Genomic DNA, 17,580 nt, shown 5'->3' with positions numbered 1-17,580 from the left:
ATTCCTCTTTCTAAAATGCTCAAGGCCTTGTTAACTACGAGGGGAGATAGAAAACAAGACCCTTATGAATAACGACTTTTCAAGAAAAACTTCCTGAAAAACAAAAATAGCTCCCTAGTAACTAGGGAGCCCCGACCTCTAAAAGAGGTGCCCGAACAATATAATACCTCAAAGCAGAACATTTGTCAACCCGAATTGGTAAAAGGTGAAAAAAGGAGATTGTTTTCAGAAAACCAACTAAAGATCCGCATCCAAACGGATGACCTGCTCAAGCAACAAAAAAAGGAGATCTTACGATCTCCTCTGTGAAGTCTTTTACTCTTCTTCACTCGTTTCAGCGTCATCGTCAGAAAACTCGTCGTCTTCTTCGTTAAGATCCACATCTTCACCCAAGTCATCAGGAGCGATTTCGTTAATTTCTGCATCGTAAGCTTCCACTTCATTTTTCTCATCATCTGGATTTTCATCATCGTATGAAAGAGCTGGATCTGCTTCGTATGCATCTTCGTCTTCTGGATCATCTGCATTGTAGTCAATGGCATCTGAATCGCCATCCATAAAGGCATTGACGCGTTTTTTCTTAGCTTTTGGTGCTACTTCATCGTCGTCACTTTCTTCAAGAGCGATGATCTCTTCGTCGATTTCGTCCACACCATACCATGAACGAAGACCCCATTTGTTGTCTCCAAGAGAGATGAAGCTACCGTCAAAGTTCAACTCTGTGTAGAACAAAGGCAAAGCTTCGCGGATATCGCTGTTTGATGTTCCAAGGTAGTTTTGAATTTCATTTACAAGATCGCTAAAATGCATCTCATGATCGCGACCACGAAGTTCCAAGATAGCACGCGCTACCTCAATCATAGATAGTTCACTTTTTTCTTGCCCAGCAAATACTTCTAATTCCAAAGCGTTTCTCCTCATTTTTACTACTATCGCCAGAGCAAACAGACTCTGACCTCATTTTATCATGTACTCTTTATTGTACGATAATTTTGCGGAATAGTCAAAGGTTAAATGGGGGAAAGTGACAGGACTTTTTATTTCTTCGCTACCCAGCCGATGGAATCAATTGGTGGATTGGTACGGGCATGAATTGCCTGAGTTTATTATATAGTAAACTGATTTCTAAAATATTAATCTTTCTAATACGACATAAAGGATAATTTAAAAATAGAAAATCTAATTTATAAAGCAATTACGGCTAATTTTATATTTTTCAATCTTTTATTCACGTCTATCATATTTATTAGTAAGTATTATTCAGTTATACTAATACCCAAAAGAAATTCATAAAATAATAGTTTCTTATTATCTAAATACCATTTTTACTATAAAAATAAGTATTGGAGCAATAACTGTACTTATGGAAGAGAGAGAATTGACAAGTTTTGTTTGTATTTTAGAATCGTATACTGAAATTAAACTATGTAATCTTACAATCAAAATATTTAAACTAAAGAATAATGGGAATAGAACAACCAAGGCAACAATTATAGAAATAAATACTGAGAGACTAGATAAAATAATAGGATACTTCAAAAACTGTATAAAACCTTGCTTAATCTCTGAATAAGTAAATAAATATAAAAAGATAGTTACTGTAAATCCTAAAGTATTGATAATGTTTTGCTTATCTAGTAAATACTTAGTAACTACTAAAACAATATAGATTAAAATCATTAACAACATTTGCTTTAAAGTTGTATCAAACGATAAAACTAGATTATTTTTTATTATATTTACTTCCAAAATCGAGGATATATTTTTAAAATCACTTGAAATGTTATTAATTATATTGAAAATAAAAACAACTAAAATAATCCAAAGAGATGCTTTGTATAACTTGTTTGATAAAAATTTTTTATCTTCTAATCTCTCCTTCTCAAATTTTTCAAGTTCATTCTTTAATTCTATATTTATGGTCTGTGGGTTATTAATTTGTATATAACCATTTTGAATACTTACGTCCTTGAAATCAAAATTTGAATTATTTTGATAATTGTAATTAGATACAATTGATTCTATCTGTTTCTTATCAGTAAAGTCACTTTTTATTTGCCATAAAAATGATAAAACAGGTATCCCGTATGTAATAAAACCGGCCAATATTTCTACTACATTTTTAAGATTCATTTAAATTTTTCTCTTTTTTCTAAAAAATACATGTTGCCAGCTTTATCCCACCAACTTCTTCATCTCATCAATACGTGCTACGGTCGCGTCGTACTTAGCTTGGTAGTCGGCTTGTTTGTCGCGTTCTTTTTGGACGACTTCTGGTTTGGCGTTGGCTACGAAGCGTTCGTTAGAGAGCTTCTTACCGACCATATCCAGTTCTTTTTGCCATTTAGCCAGTTCCTTGTCGAGACGAGCGAGTTCTTCTTCGACATTGAGGAGGTCAGCCAGTGGTAAGTAGATTTCTGCTCCTGTGATGACGCTTGACATAGCAAGTTCAGGTGCAGGGATAGTTGATGCGATTTCCAAGTGTTCTGGATTTGTGAAGCGTTTGATGTAGTTGACATTGCTGTTAAAGAAGGCTTCCAAGTTGCTATCGCTTGTCTTCACAAGGATGGTGATAGGTTTGCTTGGTGCTACGTTTACTTCAGCACGCGCATTACGAACGGCACGGATCAAGTCTTTAAGACTTTCAACACCTGTGTAAGCCGCAAGGTCTTCAAAGGCTGGATTGACAGTTGGGTAAGTCGCTGTGACGATAGAGCCTTCTGAGATTTGTCCAAAGATTTCCTCTGTCACGAATGGCATGATTGGGTGAAGGAGACGAAGGATCTTGTCCAAAGTATAAAGGAGAACAGAACGTGTGATGACTTTCTCTTCTTCGTTGTCGCTATAAAGGACTTCCTTAGTCAACTCAACATACCAGTCCGCAAACTCATCCCAGATGAAGTTGTAAAGGATGTGTCCAGCTACACCAAATTCAAACTTATCAAAGTTGGCAGTTGCTTTTCCGATGGTTTCATTGAGGTTGTGGAGAATCCAGCGGTCTGTGACATTTCCAGCTTCCTTGTTAACAACTTTTTCGACATTGGCCGTTGCTTGCTCAAGAGTCAAGCCTTCATTGTTCATGAGGATGTAGCGAGAGATGTTCCAGATCTTGTTAATGAAGTTCCATGAAGCATCCATTTTCTCGTAAGAGAAGCGCACGTCTTGCCCTGGTGCAGAACCGTTTGAAAGGAACCAACGAAGGCTATCTGTTCCGTACTTATCAATAACATCCATTGGATCAATCCCGTTACCGAGAGATTTCGACATCTTGCGTCCTTGCTCATCACGAATGAGACCATGAATCAAGGCATTTTTGAATGGTGACTTGCCAGTAAATTCCAAACCTTGGAAAATCATCCGAGACACCCAAAACGGAATAATATCATAACCAGTCACCAAAGTTGATGTTGGATAATAACGTTTAAAGTCTTCTGAGTCGACATCCGGCCAGCCCATGGTAGAGAATGGCCAAAGGGCAGAACTGAACCAAGTATCCAAGACATCTTCGTCCTGAGTCCATCCGTCTCCTTCTGGAGCTTCTTCACCAACGTATATTTCACCCTCAGCATTGTACCAAGCAGGGATTTGGTGACCCCACCAGAGCTGACGAGAGATTACCCAGTCGTGGACATTTTCCATCCATTGAAGGAAGGTATCGTTGAAACGAGGTGGGTAGAATTCTACCTTATCCTCTGTGTCTTGGTTGGCAATAGCGTTCTTAGCCAATTGGTCCATCTTGACGAACCATTGGGTAGACAAGCGTGGCTCAACCACGACACCTGTACGCTCTGAGTGACCAACACTGTGGACACGTTTTTCGATTTTAACGAGGGCACCGATTTCTTCCAACTTGGCAACGACTGCCTTACGCGCTTCAAAGCGGTCCATGCCTGCAAATTCGAAGGCCAAGTCGTTCATAGTTCCGTCGTCGTTCATGACGTTGACTTGTGGCAAGTTATGACGTTGACCAACCAAGAAGTCGTTTGGATCGTGGGCAGGTGTGATTTTCACGACACCAGTACCAAACTCAGGATCCGCGTGCTCATCTCCAACGATTGGGATGAGTTTATTAGCGATTGGAAGGATGACGTTTTTACCAATCAAGTCCTTGTAGCGTGGGTCTTCTGGATTGACCGCAACGGCAACGTCTCCAAACATAGTCTCAGGACGAGTTGTCGCAACTTCAAGGGCGCGAGATCCGTCTTCAAGCATGTAATTCATGTGGTAGAAGGCACCTTCCACATCCTTGTGGATTACCTCGATATCAGAAAGGGCTGTGCGAGCTGCTGGGTCCCAGTTGATGATAAACTCACCACGGTAGATCCAACCTTTCTTGTATAGGTCCACAAAGACCTTACGAACGGCTTTTGACAAACCTTCGTCAAGCGTGAAACGCTCGCGAGAGTAGTCTACAGAGAGCCCCATCTTGCCCCATTGTTCCTTGATGGTAGTGGCATATTCGTCTTTCCATTCCCAGACTTTGTCGAGGAATTTCTCACGACCCAGGTCATAACGCGTAATGCCCTCACCACGCAAGCGCTCCTCAACCTTAGCTTGAGTCGCAATCCCAGCGTGGTCCATCCCTGGAAGCCAAAGGGTATCAAAACCTTGCATGCGTTTTTGACGGATGATAATATCTTGCAAAGTTGTATCCCAAGCGTGACCAAGGTGGAGTTTCCCAGTTACGTTTGGTGGTGGAATAACGATCGAATAAGGCTTAGCCTTTTTATCGCCTGAAGGCTTGAAAACATCAGCATCAAGCCATTTTTGGTAACGACCAGCCTCAACCTCGGCTGGATTGTATTTAGGTGAAAGTTCTTTAGACATGTGTGTTCTCCTTTAAGTATTTGTAAGTAAACATTTGACAATCTTTGATATCCTAGATTTTTTCTTTCGATATCTAATATATAAATTCGGTTGAAATATGAAGACTGACGGTCTTAGTTTTTTTATTAACTTTTTCTGTAATTTTCGACGCTTTTTTTTCAACGCCTCAACATCATTTTGGTTATAAGGGTATTCATAAAGTTTCTTCTCCAATCTATCTATTGATTTGTATACAGCGCTTACTTTATCACTATGAGAATTTCGTTTGACACTAATTCGTTCAACTGCTTTAACGTAATCGTCTTCTAATGATTCAATGGTTGATAAATAGAAAAATTCGTACACAAACAAACCTATTAGTGCAAATATATCAAAAAGTTGAGAATTTAAAAACGGAATATTTAATAATAAAATTAGGCTAGTATTCGCATAAGGAAAAGCATAAAAAACAATGAATATCCACATTTGCTCTTTTTTATGTCTGGAAGGAACTGACTTAATTAAGTTTGTAACCCATATTTGTAACGATACAAATATAATTGACAATATCGATATTATAAACAGTATTACATATAAATCATTATTTAAATTATTAGTTTTATTATATATAATAATTGAAGAATAAATAGATAGAATAAATAATGTCAACCAAATAATTCCTCTTAACAATGTTGAGGGATTGAATTTTATTTCCTTTTTTGAGCGTTCCCAATCATATTTCAAGAGTAAAGCTATATACAAAGACAATCTGTCATAATCAATTACATTATTATCCAAGATATCCCAAATGTGACCATCTTTCATATAATAAGGCTTAGAATACTTAATATCCATATTTTTTCCAAATGGATTAATCTGGCTTTTTAACTGTATAAGTGCAGAATCTTTCTTTTGATTATCCTTTAAATTTTCTAATATTATTTTAAGTTGCTTTCGCCACTCAGCTCTCTCCTTAGTAATATAATCAATTTGATTTCTTTTACTATTATTAAGAAAAACTAAAATTGCACTTATTATAGCTCCTAGACCTGCTCCACTAAGTATAGTAATAATATGACCTACCTCCATTTTTCAATACCTCCTATTTTAACTCCAATATATCTCAACTGTTCAAAAATTTCGAACGGTTTAACTACTGTTTCACCTCCCACTCACTCTTCAGTAAGCCATATATGAGACTGTCACAGCGGTTCCCTTGAACATCCTTTCTGTCTCGGATGCGAGCTTCGAGGGTGAAGCCAAGTTTTTCTGCGACTCGTTGACTTTGGAGATTGTAGCCAAAGCAAGTTAGTTCAATCTTGTGAAGATCAAGTTCTTTAAACGCTAGGTCAATCAAGGCACGCGCTGCTTCTGGTACATAACCTCGACCCCAATAGTCTGGGTGCAAGATATAGCCAATCTCTAGTACATCGTCTTCGTAGCGACGGGGGAAATCGACAGAACCAATGATTGTATCGGTTCCTTTAACGATAATTCCATAGCCTGCTGGGAGATTATCCTTTTCATTACGCTCGGGAAGGATATGTTCTAGGTAATAAATCTCATCTTCCAAGGTCTTGACAGGTGGAAAGCCTGCTGGATAGGCGACCTCTGGCAAACTAGCGTAGGCATGAATATCCTCAGCATCCGCCACTGTACGAACTCGTAAGACAAGTCGCTCCGTTTCTAATCGTTCTGGTAATTGTGCATGCTCCATTTTCAACCCTCGCTTTCCATAAAAAAATGCCCCTGCCATCTACATGACAGGGACGAATGTGTTTATCCGCGGTACCACCCAATTTCGGGCAGAGCCCGCATCTTTAGTCTTTATAATAAAAAGACAAAATTATTTCATTTTTTATCCATCAGCAACTAGTTTTGACACATTTGTGGACTTCTCAGCACCGCCACTTTCTGTAAAATGTGGGATTCAAAACACCTCTAATGGCTTTATTGTAACAGGTTTTTCACGGAAATGCAAGGGACAAGAAAGATTACTTGAAGCTGATTCCGTGTTCTTTTAATTTCTTAATTGTAGCTGGTCCGATTCCTTTCAAGGCAAGGAGTTCTTTTTCTGTCCAGTTTTTGAAGTCAGAAGCTGACTTGATCCCTTCATCATAAAAAGTCTTAGCGCGATCTACTGAGAGGCCACCCAAAGTAGCTGCGAAATCTTCTACTGAATTCGCCACTTTTTGTGCTTGTTCCTTGGTCGCTTCTACTGCTTGTTCCACTTTTTTAGAGACAACTTTTCCTGCTTGGCTGGCAGATTTTTCCGCATGTTTCACGACTTTCTTTGTCTCTTCTACAACCTTGGTCACTGTAGTTGAAAATGCACCTGAACGACGAAGGCTATTTCGCAATTGTTTTTTACGTTGGAGTTTCTTTGACATGATAAAATCCTTTCAATAAAAAATCCCTGCTCTGACAAGGATTTAATAAAGATATTCTATCAAGATTTTGGCAAAAAATCAAGAAAGTATCTGAATTTTAATAGTTTTGTTCACCAAACAATCCTTCTGGCAGATCATGAAATCCCTTGCCTGCTTTGAAGTTTTCAAACTTACCCAGCAAAAACTGGTAGGCATCCAAGCGGCTCTCGTAGCGAATCATGGCATCTTTGGCACGTTCATCTTGGTCTTCTTCGTAGACTTTTTGACTTTCCTTGTGCGCCATGTCGTTGATCATGATCTGGGTATTGACCCAGGTTTCAAATTCCTTCATAAATTCTTGTTCGTAACTCATTGATTCTCCTTATTCTAATCCACGGAAGTAGTCCGTATCAATCTCACGATAGGGTTGGATGTCCTGAACATACTCCAGCACACCTTGAAATTCTCCGTTCTCATCGTGTACTGCAGCGTAGGTGATGTGGACAAACTTGCCTCGCGACTCAGACTTGAACCACATTTCATACTTATCCTTAACCCCTTCACGAAGACCTTGCATGATGGCTTTGACTTTCTCCAAATATTTTGGAGGATGACATAACTCGACATTGCGTCCGACTTGGGACGGCGTCCGTTTGAAAATCATCTCATCAGCTGGCGTATTATCATTGTAATACTGGAAAATATCGTCTTTATTGACAAAGGTAATCTCCATGGGAAGGTGATTGAGGATGAGATTGGCCTGCTCGACCGAGAGATAGCCATTGCCAAAAGCCTGTTGACTATGGCGGTCCAGCACTGCTTCCTTTTCCTTAGGGGTAAAGGTAATGGTGAACTGACCTTCTGGCGTATCGATAACTTGTTGGACTTGACCTTCAGCCGTGTCTAGTTGAACAGGTTCCTCTGCACTCTTTTCCTCAAGGAAACTCTGGCGTTCTGGAACCCATTTCTCAGACGGACGGATGATGGCATAGCCATATGCATCGCTCTCCTCCGCAATCTGAAGCCAGTCATCCTGAGTGAAAGACTCGAGGAGAATCATGAGAAGGATGGACTCTTCCTTGAAAATCATACTTTCAAACTCTGTCGCAAAAGCTTCAAAAGCTTCCTTTACAGTGGAAATCGCCACTTCTGGTAGTGACTTGGCTGTCGCTAGAGCTGTCTGAAAAAGTTCCCTGATCTGATCATCCACTCCCCACATGACCTTAGGAGGTGAATCGTGTCCATAGCGCTCCATGATGGGGAAAAAGAGCTCTTCCTTGCGCTGGTAGTGGATGTCAAATTGCCCCAAAAGCCCCATTTGACGGACCAAACCCTTGCGCATCTCTGCCAGCATTTCCTCGTCTTCCATAGTCTCATAGGTATCCAACAATCTCCGAATGCGAATCAAGGCAGCACGGAGAGCCAGATTTTCATCCTTGAAGACGCGAACGGGGTGGCCTGGGTGCTCGGTATCTGCAACTTCGACACCCTTAACTGCATTTTTAAAAAGATTGGCATGGACATCACAGAGTTCCATGACATCTTCAAAGGTGACACCTGAGTCTGAGTTCATCAACTCGTGCTCCATGAGGGAAATCTCGATGGCTGACACACCTGTAAAGGTCGCATCAAAACGCTCCTGAACTGACTCAGGAGAGGCACCATTGTGCAATTCTAACAAAATATCCCGTAGGATATGAATCCGTTCATCTGCCATTAGTCTAATCCAATCACTTCGTAGCCATTTGCTTCTAGCGTGCGGACAATCTTGTCCATAGGAGTTCCTTCAAGCTTAGACCCCTGCTTGAGCGATACCTTGCGACCAACGGTGTTGCGCATCAAGGGATTAGCAAGGGGCTTAAAACCGAGCTCCACTAGGATTTCCAAAACTTCTGGGTGCTTGTCTACCACTTCTGCAACGGGAATTGACACATCAATGATATTATCCATGACGACCTCCATGTATGTTCTAAAATGATTTTACTGCTTATATTATACCACATGGGAAGAGATTAAAAAACTAGCAGCGGAGTTCCTGCTAGTTTCTTTCATTTCAAGTTATTCCTTATCATCTGGTTTTGCTAACCAGTGAGCCGTATCCATTAACTTATCTACAAGAAATAACTTTCCTAGACCAACAACAAGATTGTCATCTTTTTTCATTGTTTTCATCACTTTTAAACCCTGCATCGTAAAAAAGTAATTCCCGTAAGTCTTGGCTAGAATTTTAATGAAGCCCATATTACTCTCCTTCGATGATTTCGACTTCTTTTCGGATAATATCAACGTCTTTTTGATATTGAACTTCATTGTAGTTGACTAGTTTGGACAATTCCTGTTGCAATCTTTCTCCCATTGGCTTCATGGTCGCAAAGGTTAGGCCACCAGAAATGACTCCGCCTAGGATAGGAATCACTTTCCCCATTCCTTTGGCTAAACCTCCTTTTGTCAGATTAACACCAAAAATTTTCAAAATTTTCTCTAAGATAGGATACCAGAGCGTCTTTGTCAAGGCTTTCTTATTTACTACTTTTATGACTTGCTTGGCTACTGTCACACCGCCTGATCGAAGCAGAGCACCTGCACCATTTACTCCCAGCATCACACCGAGATACAGTAGGAGTGTGTTTTTAGCTTCCTCGCTTAACTCATTGCGCGATGCCCAGAGATCATCAAATCCGTAAATATACCCTAGTTCCTGAGCTAATTTTAATGAGAAAGCGTAAAACTGGGCTACATCTGTTGGAATGGTAATTGCCATGGCTAGGCCTCCAGGTAGACCTGCCAATACCGAAGTGCCGCTGGCCAGTAAGACATTGTCCTTAATACAGGTCTTTGCCACTCGGTCCAAGCTTTCCTGAGGTAACAAAGAAGTCGGCCCTTGTTCTAATAAGGTTGCAATATCCTTACGGTCTAATTCCTTGGAAAACTTTTCCACCAAAAATTTCTCTCGATCAACCTTGACTACAGGAAGTTTTACCACTTGTTGCAATACTTGCATAGCTATATCTTGTTTAGCCATATATCTCTCCGTTTTTCATTTATATCAAGCTTTATCATATCATACTATTTGAAATATACAAATTTTTTAAACCGATTTTTATTAGATAGATACATCGTCAAATAGCAATGATCCTACTCTGGCAACAAAAAAGAGGGTTGCCCCCCTTTCTTAGTTCTTATCCAGATTGCGTAGCATCTCGTCAATCTTGTTTCCATATTCGATGGATTCGTCTTTGACGAAGATCAAATCTGGGATTTTGTACAATTTCAAATTGCGACCAAGTTCACGTTTGATAGTACCAGTTGCTTTTTCAAGCCCGATTTGAGCTTTTTGGTTATCCGAAGCAAGGTTACTCAAAATGGTGTAGTAAACCTTGGCAACGGATAGGTCACCCAGCATCTGAACATCTGTGATGGTCACACCTTGGACACGGGGATCACGGACCTTCTTTTGCAAAATCTCATTGACTTCACGCTTGATTTCCATGCCCACACGATCCGTACGGAAATGATTTGCCATGATATTCCTTTCTCTACTTTGAACCAAAAGCTAGGCCAGCAGACCTAGCTATTTTTAAATTTATTGTTTTTCAGTTCAAATTGAAACGAAGTGCAATTTGAACTCATCCGCTTCTTTCGCTGTGGTGAAAGTGATGGAACTGATTTATCAGTCCCATCACAGGGGATTTTTGAGACCCTAGGCTCAAAAATAAGCAATGAAACCATTGGTTTGCTTGCGTCCCTCGCCACCTAAGAAAGGAGCAAAAATCTTAACGTTTGATTTCTTCCATGATGTAGGCCTCAATCACATCATCCATCTTGATATCATTGTAGCCATCAATCATCAATCCACCTTCACGACCGTTTGTAACTTCTTTGACGTCGTCTTTGTAGTGTTTCAAGCTTGCAAGTTCGCCGTCATAGATAACGACACCGTCACGGATAACACGAACTTTAGAGTCACGGGTAACCTTACCGTTGATAACCATGAATCCACCGATGGTTCCCACTTTAGATACCTTGAAGGTTTCTCGGATAAGAGCTTCACCGATGACTTTTTCTTCGAATTCAGGATCCAACATCCCTTTCATAGCTTCTTCCATCTCTTCGATAACCTTGTAGATAATGCTGTGGAGACGGATTTCTACATCGTCAGCATCTGCTTGTTGACGAGCTTGTGGTGTAGGACGTACGTTGAAACCGATGATAAAGGCATTTGAAGCTTCCGCAAGAGTCACGTCAGATTCATTGATGGCACCGACTGCTGAGTGAACGATGGTAACTTTTACACCTTCTACATCGATCTTTTGAAGTGAGGCAGAAAGGGCTTCAACCGAACCTTGTACGTCGGCCTTGATGATAACGTTAACAGACTTGAGTTCACCCGCTTTAAGCGTATCGAAGAGGTTTTCAAGGCTGACACGTTGGGTAGCTTGACGTTGTTTCATAAGAGCACGTTTGGCACGTTCTTCACCTGCTGCACGCGCAGATTTTTCATCTTCGTAAACGGCAAAGTGGTCACCCGCCATTGGCGCTTCGTTCAAACCTGTGATAGAAACTGGTGTTGATGGACCTGCAACCTTAACACGACGACCAAGGTCATTGGTCATGGCACGGACACGACCGAAGGTATTTCCGACAACGATTGGGTCTTGGACATTCAAGGTACCTTGTTGCACAAGAAGAGTTGCGACCGCACCTTTTCCTTTATCCAAGCGCGCTTCGATAACGGTACCGATAGCACGCACTGTTGGGTCTGCCTTGAGTTCTTGGATTTCAGCCACAAGAAGGACTGTTTCCAAGAGTTCATCGATATTTTGGTTGAACTTAGCTGAAATTTCGACAAACTCAGAATCTCCACCCCAAGCAGTTGACATGACACCGTGTTCTGCCAATTCACCGATAACGCGTTCTGGATTGGCACCTGGTTTATCAATCTTGTTGATAGCAACGATGATTGGAACGTTGGCCGCTTTTGAGTGGTTGATAGCTTCGATAGTTTGAGGCATAACCCCGTCGTCTGCCGCTACAACCAAGATGGTAATATCGGTAACAGATGCACCACGAGCACGCATCGATGTAAAGGCCGCGTGTCCTGGTGTATCAAGGAAGGTAATCTTCTTGCCGTTTTCCACGATTTGGTAGGCACCGATATGCTGAGTGATCCCACCTGCTTCACCTGTCGCAACACGAGAGTTACGAAGGGTATCTAGAAGGGTAGTTTTACCATGGTCAACGTGTCCCATGATCGTCACAACTGGTGGACGCTCAACCAATTCATCTTCATTGAGATAACCATCTTCGACGAAGAAACGTTCGATGTCCGCATTGTCCACTTCAACCTTTTGTTTGGCTTCGATACCATAATCTACCAATAGGAGTTCAATGGTGTCACCATCCAAAGATTGGTTTTGTGTGGCCATAACACCCATCATAAAGAGTTTCTTAACGATTTCAGCTGGTTCACGTTTGATACGTTTTGCGATTTCCGCAACAGTCATACCATCTGTATATTCAAATTCGCTTGGCAATTCATGGAACTTACGTTCTGTAACAGGTTTTGGTGCCTGATTGCGGTTATTTTGCTTGTTGCCTTTTTTATTCTTTTTATTATTATTCCAGTTACTATTTCTTTGATTTCTCACTTGATTCTGACTACTTCGATTCTTTTGTTGTTTTCTAGGACCATCTTCTTCGTGATCATAATCGTCACGTTCTTTGTCTGGTCGAGCTTGTTTTTTACGACGTGTATCCACTGGCGCTTCTTTCGCTACAGGAGCTACTGCTACGGCTGGCTGCGTTTGTTCAGCTAACTTAGCGGCTTCCTCAAAGATCTCCTCAGGTTCCTTGCGTTTATTAGCTTGAGCCAAAGCTTCTTTAGCAGCTTGCGATTGTTTGAAGCGCTCCTCGCTTGAGCGTGCGTACTCTGCATTTTGCTCTGCTTTTAGGGCTGCCGCACGGGCTTTAAAGTCAACACGTGGTCCAGCTGGTTTTGGCTGGAAGTCTTGTTGCTGACGGCGATCATTGCCACGATTTCCTTGACCTTGTGATTTTTTCCCTTGGTCGTTAAATCGGCGATTGTCGCGGTTCCCTTGACCAGGTTTGCCACCATTACGGCCGTCATTTTTCTGACGGTTACCATTTTGTTGTTGGTCACGGTTGTTGCCCTTGTTTTGTTTGCGTCGCTCTGCCTGCTCTTTGGCACGCGCCTCACGCTCCGCCTTGAAGTTTCGACTTTGTGGTCTTGCGGCCACTACTTTGTCTTCCTTAGGAGCTGCAGGTGCAGCTGGTTTACTTTCTTCCTTAGCGGCTACTGGTTTAGCTGATACAGGCTTTTCTGCTTTCTTTTCTACACTTGCTTTTGGTGCTGCAGGTTTTGCTTCTGCCTTAGGAGCAGGTGCAGGTTTAAAGCTAGCCGCGATTTGCTCAGCAGCAGCAGCTTCCACGCTCGATGAGTGGCTTTTCACATCCAAGCCCAACTCTTTTGCACGCGCTACAACTTCTTTACTTTCTTTTCCAAGTTCTTTTGCGATTTCGTACAATCTTTTCTTAGACAAATCATGTCCTCCTCTTCTATTCCATAAGAGACCTCATTTTCTTTGTAAATCCAGCATCTGTCACAGCCAAAACCTTTCTCGATTTCCCGACTGCTATGCTTAATTCCAGTGTTGAAAACACGGTTATAACTTCTACTTGATAATAGTCACTTTTATCTTGAATCTTCTTGGTTAGATTGGGGCCAGCATCATGGGCTAGAAAGACTAGCTTGGCTTTCTGGTCTTGAATGGCCTTGACCACCAATTCCTCACCCGATATGATCCTGCCTGCTCGTTGAGCCAGTCCCAAGAGATTGCTTATCTTTTGCTTATTCAAGTCCTAACTCTCTTCTTTTCACTTTGTGATCCACATAGGCGATCAACTCGTCATAAAAGCTTTCTTCAACTTCCATGTTAAAGCTACGGTTAAAGACTTTTTTCTTTTTAGCCTCTAGGGCTTCTGCATTGTCTAGCTTGATATAAGCGCCCCGGCCATTGGCCTTGCCTGTCGGATCGATAAAGACCTGTCCTTCTTTGTTCTTGACAATACGAAGTAAATCTCGCTTGTCAATCACATCGTTGGAAACAACAGACTTGCGCAAAGGGATTTTTCTTGTTTTCATCTTTCCCTCCTCTAGCAGCTTTTATTCTTCGATCAATTCATCCGCAACTGCGTAATCAATTTGACCTGCTTCTTCCATAGCTTCAAACTCACTGGCAGACTTGATATCGATACGGTAACCCGTCAAGTGAGCTGCCAAGCGAACGTTTTGTCCACGACGACCGATAGCAAGAGAAAGCTTGTTATCAGGTACAACGACCAAGGCACGTTTGCTGTCGTTTTCATCAAAGATAACTTGGTCAACCTCTGCAGGTGCGATGGCATTGTAGATAAACTCAGCTGGATCTGCTACCCACTCGATAACGTCAATGTTCTCTTCTACAGGAATCATACGGTCGCTCTTAGCGTCGTAGCGAGCTGGGTGGAACTTGCTGGTGATTTTCTTGATATTGGCACCACCACGCCCAACGATTGTCCCGATAGCGTCCACGTTTGGATTGTGGCTACGAACAGCAACCTTGGTACGGTCACCTGCTTCACGGGCCACACTCATGATTTCAACAGTTCCATCGTAAACTTCTGGAATTTCTTGCTCCATCAAACGCTTAATCATCTCTGGATGGCTACGGCTAACAAAGACGTTGACACCACGAGGATTGTCTTCAACCTTGTAAACGTAGACTTCGATACGGTCGTGGGAAGCAAAAACTTCTCCAGGGATTTGGTCTTGTTTGGACAATTGGGCTTCGATGCTGCCAAGATTGACATAAATAAAGCGGTTGTCAAAGCGTTCTACTGTACCAGACATGATTTCTTGCTCATGTTCTTTGTAAGTATTATAAGTGATGGCACGTGTTTGCTTGCGCATTTTTTCCATGATGGTTTGTTTTGCAGACTGGGCTGCTACACGACCAAACTCAGCTGGTGCTTCTTCAAACTTGATCTTGTCACCAAGCTCATAGGCTGAATTAATGGCAAGGGCATCTTTCAAGCTGATTTCCAAACGGCTATCAAATACTTCGTCTACAACTTCACGGACAGTATAAACTGTAAAGTCACCTGTTTTTTCGTTAAAGTCGATGGCTACGCTATCAGATTGACCATAACGTCTGCGATAAGCGGAACGAAGCGACTCTACTACTGCGTCGATGATGTCTTCTTTTTTGATTCCCTTGTCTTCTTCCAAAATGCGGAAGGCCTCTAGCATTTCTTTACTCATGTTTTCTTCACTTTTGAATTCTCAAAAGCTATCCTTTCTTTTCTATAGTTTTACTGCTAAACGTGCTTTTGATACTAAACTGTATGGAATTTGGACGGTTTTCTTACGTGTCTTGTCCATATACTCCATAGTCAACTCATCCTCTTCAAAGGACAGCAAGGTTCCTTCAAAGACTTTTTGCTTATCGATGGCTTGATAGAGCCCGACATGGATGTATTTTCCAACTGCTCCAGCGACGGCATCCTTGGTTTTCAAAGGACGTTCCAAGCCTGGACTGGTGATTTCTAGGAAATATTGTTCTGGGAAGGGATCAGGCTTGATGGTGTCTAGAACAGGACTGATAATTTCTGTCAGGTCTGCCGTGTCGTTCAAGGTAATTCCTTCAGGTTTATCTACAAAAATACTGAGAATCATGTCACTGCCAATCTTTCCATACTCGATATCCACGAGTTCGAAAGGCGTTTGGATGACAGGTTCTACAACTTCTCTGACTAATTCTACGATTGTTGCGATTGCGTCCACCTCCTCATAAGCAAGAGGCGAAGATATTTCCCCGCCTCTCTTTCTCATATTCTTACTATCAGTATAGCACGTTTGTCAATTTATGTAAAGTATAAGCACTCAAACGGCTGGTTTTTAAGCTATTTCTTAAAATTCTGCCTCAACTCGGTAGATCACTTGACCCTTGTTGGAGAATTTTTGCTCATATTCCGTCATGACATTGCCTTCAAAATCACTGGCATGTAAGTCCAACCAAACTCCGTTCAGTTTCATCCCATACTGAGAAAAACTCACCAGGCTGTACTCAAACAAGCCACGGTTATCTGTCTTGAAATGGATTTCCCCATTCTCAGGCAAGATACGCTTAAAGGTATCCAAGAAACTCTTGTAGGTCAAACGACGTTTTTCATGGCGTTTTTTAGGCCAGGGATCAGAAAAGTTTAGGTAGAGACGATCAATCTCACCGTCTTCAAAGTAGTCTGTCAAATCTGAACCATCTACCCACAACAACTTGATATTGGGCACTCCAACTTCTAATACCTTATCCAAGGCATAACTTAACACCGACTTTTGGATATCAATCCCGATATAGTTGATGTTAGGGTTTTGTTTGGCCATTCCTGATACGAAGGCTCCTTTTCCACTTCCAACCTCAACATGAATCGGATGATCATTTCCAAACAAGTCTCGCCATTTCCCTTTTGCTTCCAAGGGATTGAGGACAACATACTGGGGATTAGCCTCTAGTAACTCTGTCGCCCCTTTACGATTTCTAACTCTCATCTCTTCTTTCCATACTTGTCACGGAAGACACGCAAGGCATAAATCTCCCGGTTTACATTGTCTAAATCTTGATTTTCACAGTATTTGGCAATCTGGTTCAAGTAAGAATACTGACCATACCAGTACAATTTATCTAACACTGTCTGATTGTACTTATAGCCGTAGTCTCTCAACCATTGACGCCACTGATGATCTGGAATGTAGTGGCATAGCAAATGCGCCACATCAAACATACGATCCGTCAGACGAACCGAATCCCAATCCACTAGATAAACGAGTCCACTCTCTGTCTCAATCCAATTACTATGGCGAAGATCCCCATGCACAATCGTTGCATGGTCTTCTCTAAAACTTGGAACCGTCTTACCTAGCTCAGCAATCACACTATTCAAGTAGTGATTCTGTTGCAAGATTTCTGGTACTTCTTGTTGCCAAGAACGCAATAAATCAACCGGTTTTTCCATGGTATATCCCAAACGACTCAACTGCTTCATCAAGGGACGCGAGCGGTGAAGACGGTTCAAGATTGTAATAATTTGTTTGCGATTCATATCGTAGGGAGTCAAGATTTTGCCCGTCAACCATTCTTGGGCACACATATCACGACCATCCGCTAAACGACGAGTCCATAGTAATTGAGGAGCGATTTGTTCTCTGGCTAGGCCAGGTAGGATTGGAGAGGTGTTCATTTTTACAAAGACGCGCTTCCCATCAGGGTAGCTTCCCATATAAGCCTTGCCGCTCTTCCCTGGTATCGGGGTCAGCGTTAGCTCAATATCACCCAAGTCCATTTCTTTCCTC

The 17,580-nt window shown here is 41.7% G+C and carries 19 protein-coding genes; all 19 read right to left on the bottom strand.

The window, feature by feature from the left end:
- Positions 1 to 315: 315 nt before the first annotated feature.
- A complete protein-coding gene (rpoE, locus tag SNAG_RS02120; RefSeq protein WP_000418415.1) occupies positions 316 to 906 on the bottom strand; it encodes a DNA-directed RNA polymerase subunit delta in 591 nt (196 codons plus the stop codon).
- A gap of 402 nt (positions 907 to 1,308) precedes the next feature.
- Positions 1,309 to 2,133, bottom strand: a complete 825-nt coding sequence (locus SNAG_RS02115; protein WP_096406125.1) for a hypothetical protein — start codon at positions 2,131 to 2,133, stop codon at positions 1,309 to 1,311.
- A 42-nt stretch (positions 2,134 to 2,175) separates the two neighbouring features.
- Positions 2,176 to 4,827 carry a valine--tRNA ligase gene (locus SNAG_RS02110; protein ID WP_096406122.1) on the bottom strand — a complete coding sequence of 884 codons (2,652 nt, stop codon included), beginning with the start codon at positions 4,825 to 4,827 and terminating at the stop codon, positions 2,176 to 2,178.
- 12 nt (positions 4,828 to 4,839) lie between these two features.
- Positions 4,840 to 5,895, bottom strand: a complete 1,056-nt coding sequence (locus SNAG_RS02105; RefSeq protein ID WP_096406119.1) for a hypothetical protein — start codon at positions 5,893 to 5,895, stop codon at positions 4,840 to 4,842.
- A gap of 64 nt (positions 5,896 to 5,959) precedes the next feature.
- Positions 5,960 to 6,523: a GNAT family N-acetyltransferase gene (locus SNAG_RS02100; RefSeq protein ID WP_096406116.1), complete on the bottom strand. Its 564-nt coding sequence runs from the start codon at positions 6,521 to 6,523 to the stop codon at positions 5,960 to 5,962.
- A 277-nt stretch (positions 6,524 to 6,800) separates the two neighbouring features.
- Complete coding sequence (locus SNAG_RS02095; RefSeq protein WP_042902047.1) at positions 6,801 to 7,196, bottom strand: helix-hairpin-helix domain-containing protein; 396 nt, start codon at positions 7,194 to 7,196, stop codon at positions 6,801 to 6,803.
- 97 nt (positions 7,197 to 7,293) lie between these two features.
- Positions 7,294 to 7,548 (bottom strand): DUF1912 family protein, encoded by a 255-nt coding sequence (locus tag SNAG_RS02090; RefSeq protein WP_096406114.1) that lies wholly within the window; start codon positions 7,546 to 7,548, stop codon positions 7,294 to 7,296.
- 9 nt (positions 7,549 to 7,557) lie between these two features.
- Complete coding sequence (locus SNAG_RS02085) at positions 7,558 to 8,892, bottom strand: DUF438 domain-containing protein (RefSeq protein ID WP_096406111.1); 1,335 nt, start codon at positions 8,890 to 8,892, stop codon at positions 7,558 to 7,560.
- The gene (locus SNAG_RS02080; RefSeq protein WP_000368739.1) at positions 8,892 to 9,125 is read right to left on the bottom strand and encodes a DUF1858 domain-containing protein; all 234 of its coding nucleotides are present in this window, start codon (positions 9,123 to 9,125) and stop codon (positions 8,892 to 8,894) included. The genes SNAG_RS02085 and SNAG_RS02080 overlap by 1 nt, the downstream gene beginning before the upstream one ends.
- A gap of 108 nt (positions 9,126 to 9,233) precedes the next feature.
- The gene (locus SNAG_RS02075) at positions 9,234 to 9,416 is read right to left on the bottom strand and encodes a hypothetical protein (protein WP_049550479.1); all 183 of its coding nucleotides are present in this window, start codon (positions 9,414 to 9,416) and stop codon (positions 9,234 to 9,236) included.
- Between the two features lies 1 nt (position 9,417).
- Positions 9,418 to 10,197: a hypothetical protein gene (locus tag SNAG_RS02070; RefSeq protein WP_096406109.1), complete on the bottom strand. Its 780-nt coding sequence runs from the start codon at positions 10,195 to 10,197 to the stop codon at positions 9,418 to 9,420.
- 150 nt (positions 10,198 to 10,347) lie between these two features.
- Positions 10,348 to 10,698, bottom strand: a complete 351-nt coding sequence (rbfA, locus tag SNAG_RS02065; protein WP_084944015.1) for a 30S ribosome-binding factor RbfA — start codon at positions 10,696 to 10,698, stop codon at positions 10,348 to 10,350.
- A 250-nt stretch (positions 10,699 to 10,948) separates the two neighbouring features.
- Complete coding sequence (gene infB, locus SNAG_RS02060) at positions 10,949 to 13,735, bottom strand: translation initiation factor IF-2 (RefSeq protein ID WP_096406106.1); 2,787 nt, start codon at positions 13,733 to 13,735, stop codon at positions 10,949 to 10,951.
- 16 nt (positions 13,736 to 13,751) lie between these two features.
- Positions 13,752 to 14,051, bottom strand: coding sequence for a YlxQ-related RNA-binding protein (locus SNAG_RS02055; protein ID WP_001041396.1), 300 nt, complete (start codon positions 14,049 to 14,051; stop codon positions 13,752 to 13,754).
- Positions 14,044 to 14,337, bottom strand: a complete 294-nt coding sequence (gene rnpM, locus SNAG_RS02050) for an RNase P modulator RnpM (protein ID WP_096406104.1) — start codon at positions 14,335 to 14,337, stop codon at positions 14,044 to 14,046. The genes SNAG_RS02055 and rnpM overlap by 8 nt, the downstream gene beginning before the upstream one ends.
- A gap of 21 nt (positions 14,338 to 14,358) precedes the next feature.
- On the bottom strand, positions 14,359 to 15,495 hold the full coding sequence (nusA, locus tag SNAG_RS02045) for a transcription termination factor NusA (RefSeq protein ID WP_084976039.1): 1,137 nt from the start codon (positions 15,493 to 15,495) through the stop codon (positions 14,359 to 14,361).
- Positions 15,496 to 15,537: 42 nt separating this feature from the next.
- Positions 15,538 to 16,017 carry a ribosome maturation factor RimP gene (rimP, locus tag SNAG_RS02040; RefSeq protein ID WP_096406101.1) on the bottom strand — a complete coding sequence of 160 codons (480 nt, stop codon included), beginning with the start codon at positions 16,015 to 16,017 and terminating at the stop codon, positions 15,538 to 15,540.
- A gap of 126 nt (positions 16,018 to 16,143) precedes the next feature.
- Positions 16,144 to 16,779 carry a tRNA (guanosine(46)-N7)-methyltransferase TrmB gene (gene trmB / locus SNAG_RS02035; protein WP_096406098.1) on the bottom strand — a complete coding sequence of 212 codons (636 nt, stop codon included), beginning with the start codon at positions 16,777 to 16,779 and terminating at the stop codon, positions 16,144 to 16,146.
- A complete protein-coding gene (gene ccrZ / locus SNAG_RS02030) occupies positions 16,776 to 17,570 on the bottom strand; it encodes a cell cycle regulator CcrZ (RefSeq protein WP_096406096.1) in 795 nt (264 codons plus the stop codon). Before ccrZ ends, trmB begins: the two co-directional genes overlap by 4 nt.
- Positions 17,571 to 17,580 lie beyond the last annotated feature (10 nt).

Source organism: Streptococcus sp. NPS 308 (assembly GCF_002355895.1).
In the GTDB taxonomy this organism is placed as follows: Bacteria; Bacillota; Bacilli; order Lactobacillales; family Streptococcaceae; genus Streptococcus.
Note: the sequence above shows the minus strand (reverse complement) of the source record. Positions and strands in the feature narration are given on the sequence as shown.

Coding starts and splice junctions, on each gene's coding strand:
- SNAG_RS02115 (WP_096406125.1), bottom strand. CDS start 2,133: ATGAATCTTAAAAATGTAGTAGAAATATTGGCCGGTTTTATTACATAC.
- SNAG_RS02110 (WP_096406122.1), bottom strand. CDS start 4,827: ATGTCTAAAGAACTTTCACCTAAATACAATCCAGCCGAGGTTGAGGCT.
- SNAG_RS02105 (WP_096406119.1), bottom strand. CDS start 5,895: ATGGAGGTAGGTCATATTATTACTATACTTAGTGGAGCAGGTCTAGGA.
- SNAG_RS02100 (WP_096406116.1), bottom strand. CDS start 6,523: ATGGAGCATGCACAATTACCAGAACGATTAGAAACGGAGCGACTTGTC.
- SNAG_RS02095 (WP_042902047.1), bottom strand. CDS start 7,196: ATGTCAAAGAAACTCCAACGTAAAAAACAATTGCGAAATAGCCTTCGT.
- SNAG_RS02090 (WP_096406114.1), bottom strand. CDS start 7,548: ATGAGTTACGAACAAGAATTTATGAAGGAATTTGAAACCTGGGTCAAT.
- SNAG_RS02085 (WP_096406111.1), bottom strand. CDS start 8,892: ATGGCAGATGAACGGATTCATATCCTACGGGATATTTTGTTAGAATTG.
- SNAG_RS02080 (WP_000368739.1), bottom strand. CDS start 9,125: ATGGATAATATCATTGATGTGTCAATTCCCGTTGCAGAAGTGGTAGAC.
- SNAG_RS02075 (WP_049550479.1), bottom strand. CDS start 9,416: ATGGGCTTCATTAAAATTCTAGCCAAGACTTACGGGAATTACTTTTTT.
- SNAG_RS02070 (WP_096406109.1), bottom strand. CDS start 10,197: ATGGCTAAACAAGATATAGCTATGCAAGTATTGCAACAAGTGGTAAAA.
- rbfA (WP_084944015.1), bottom strand. CDS start 10,698: ATGGCAAATCATTTCCGTACGGATCGTGTGGGCATGGAAATCAAGCGT.
- rnpM (WP_096406104.1), bottom strand. CDS start 14,337: ATGAAAACAAGAAAAATCCCTTTGCGCAAGTCTGTTGTTTCCAACGAT.
- nusA (WP_084976039.1), bottom strand. CDS start 15,495: ATGAGTAAAGAAATGCTAGAGGCCTTCCGCATTTTGGAAGAAGACAAG.
- trmB (WP_096406098.1), bottom strand. CDS start 16,779: ATGAGAGTTAGAAATCGTAAAGGGGCGACAGAGTTACTAGAGGCTAAT.
- ccrZ (WP_096406096.1), bottom strand. CDS start 17,570: ATGGACTTGGGTGATATTGAGCTAACGCTGACCCCGATACCAGGGAAG.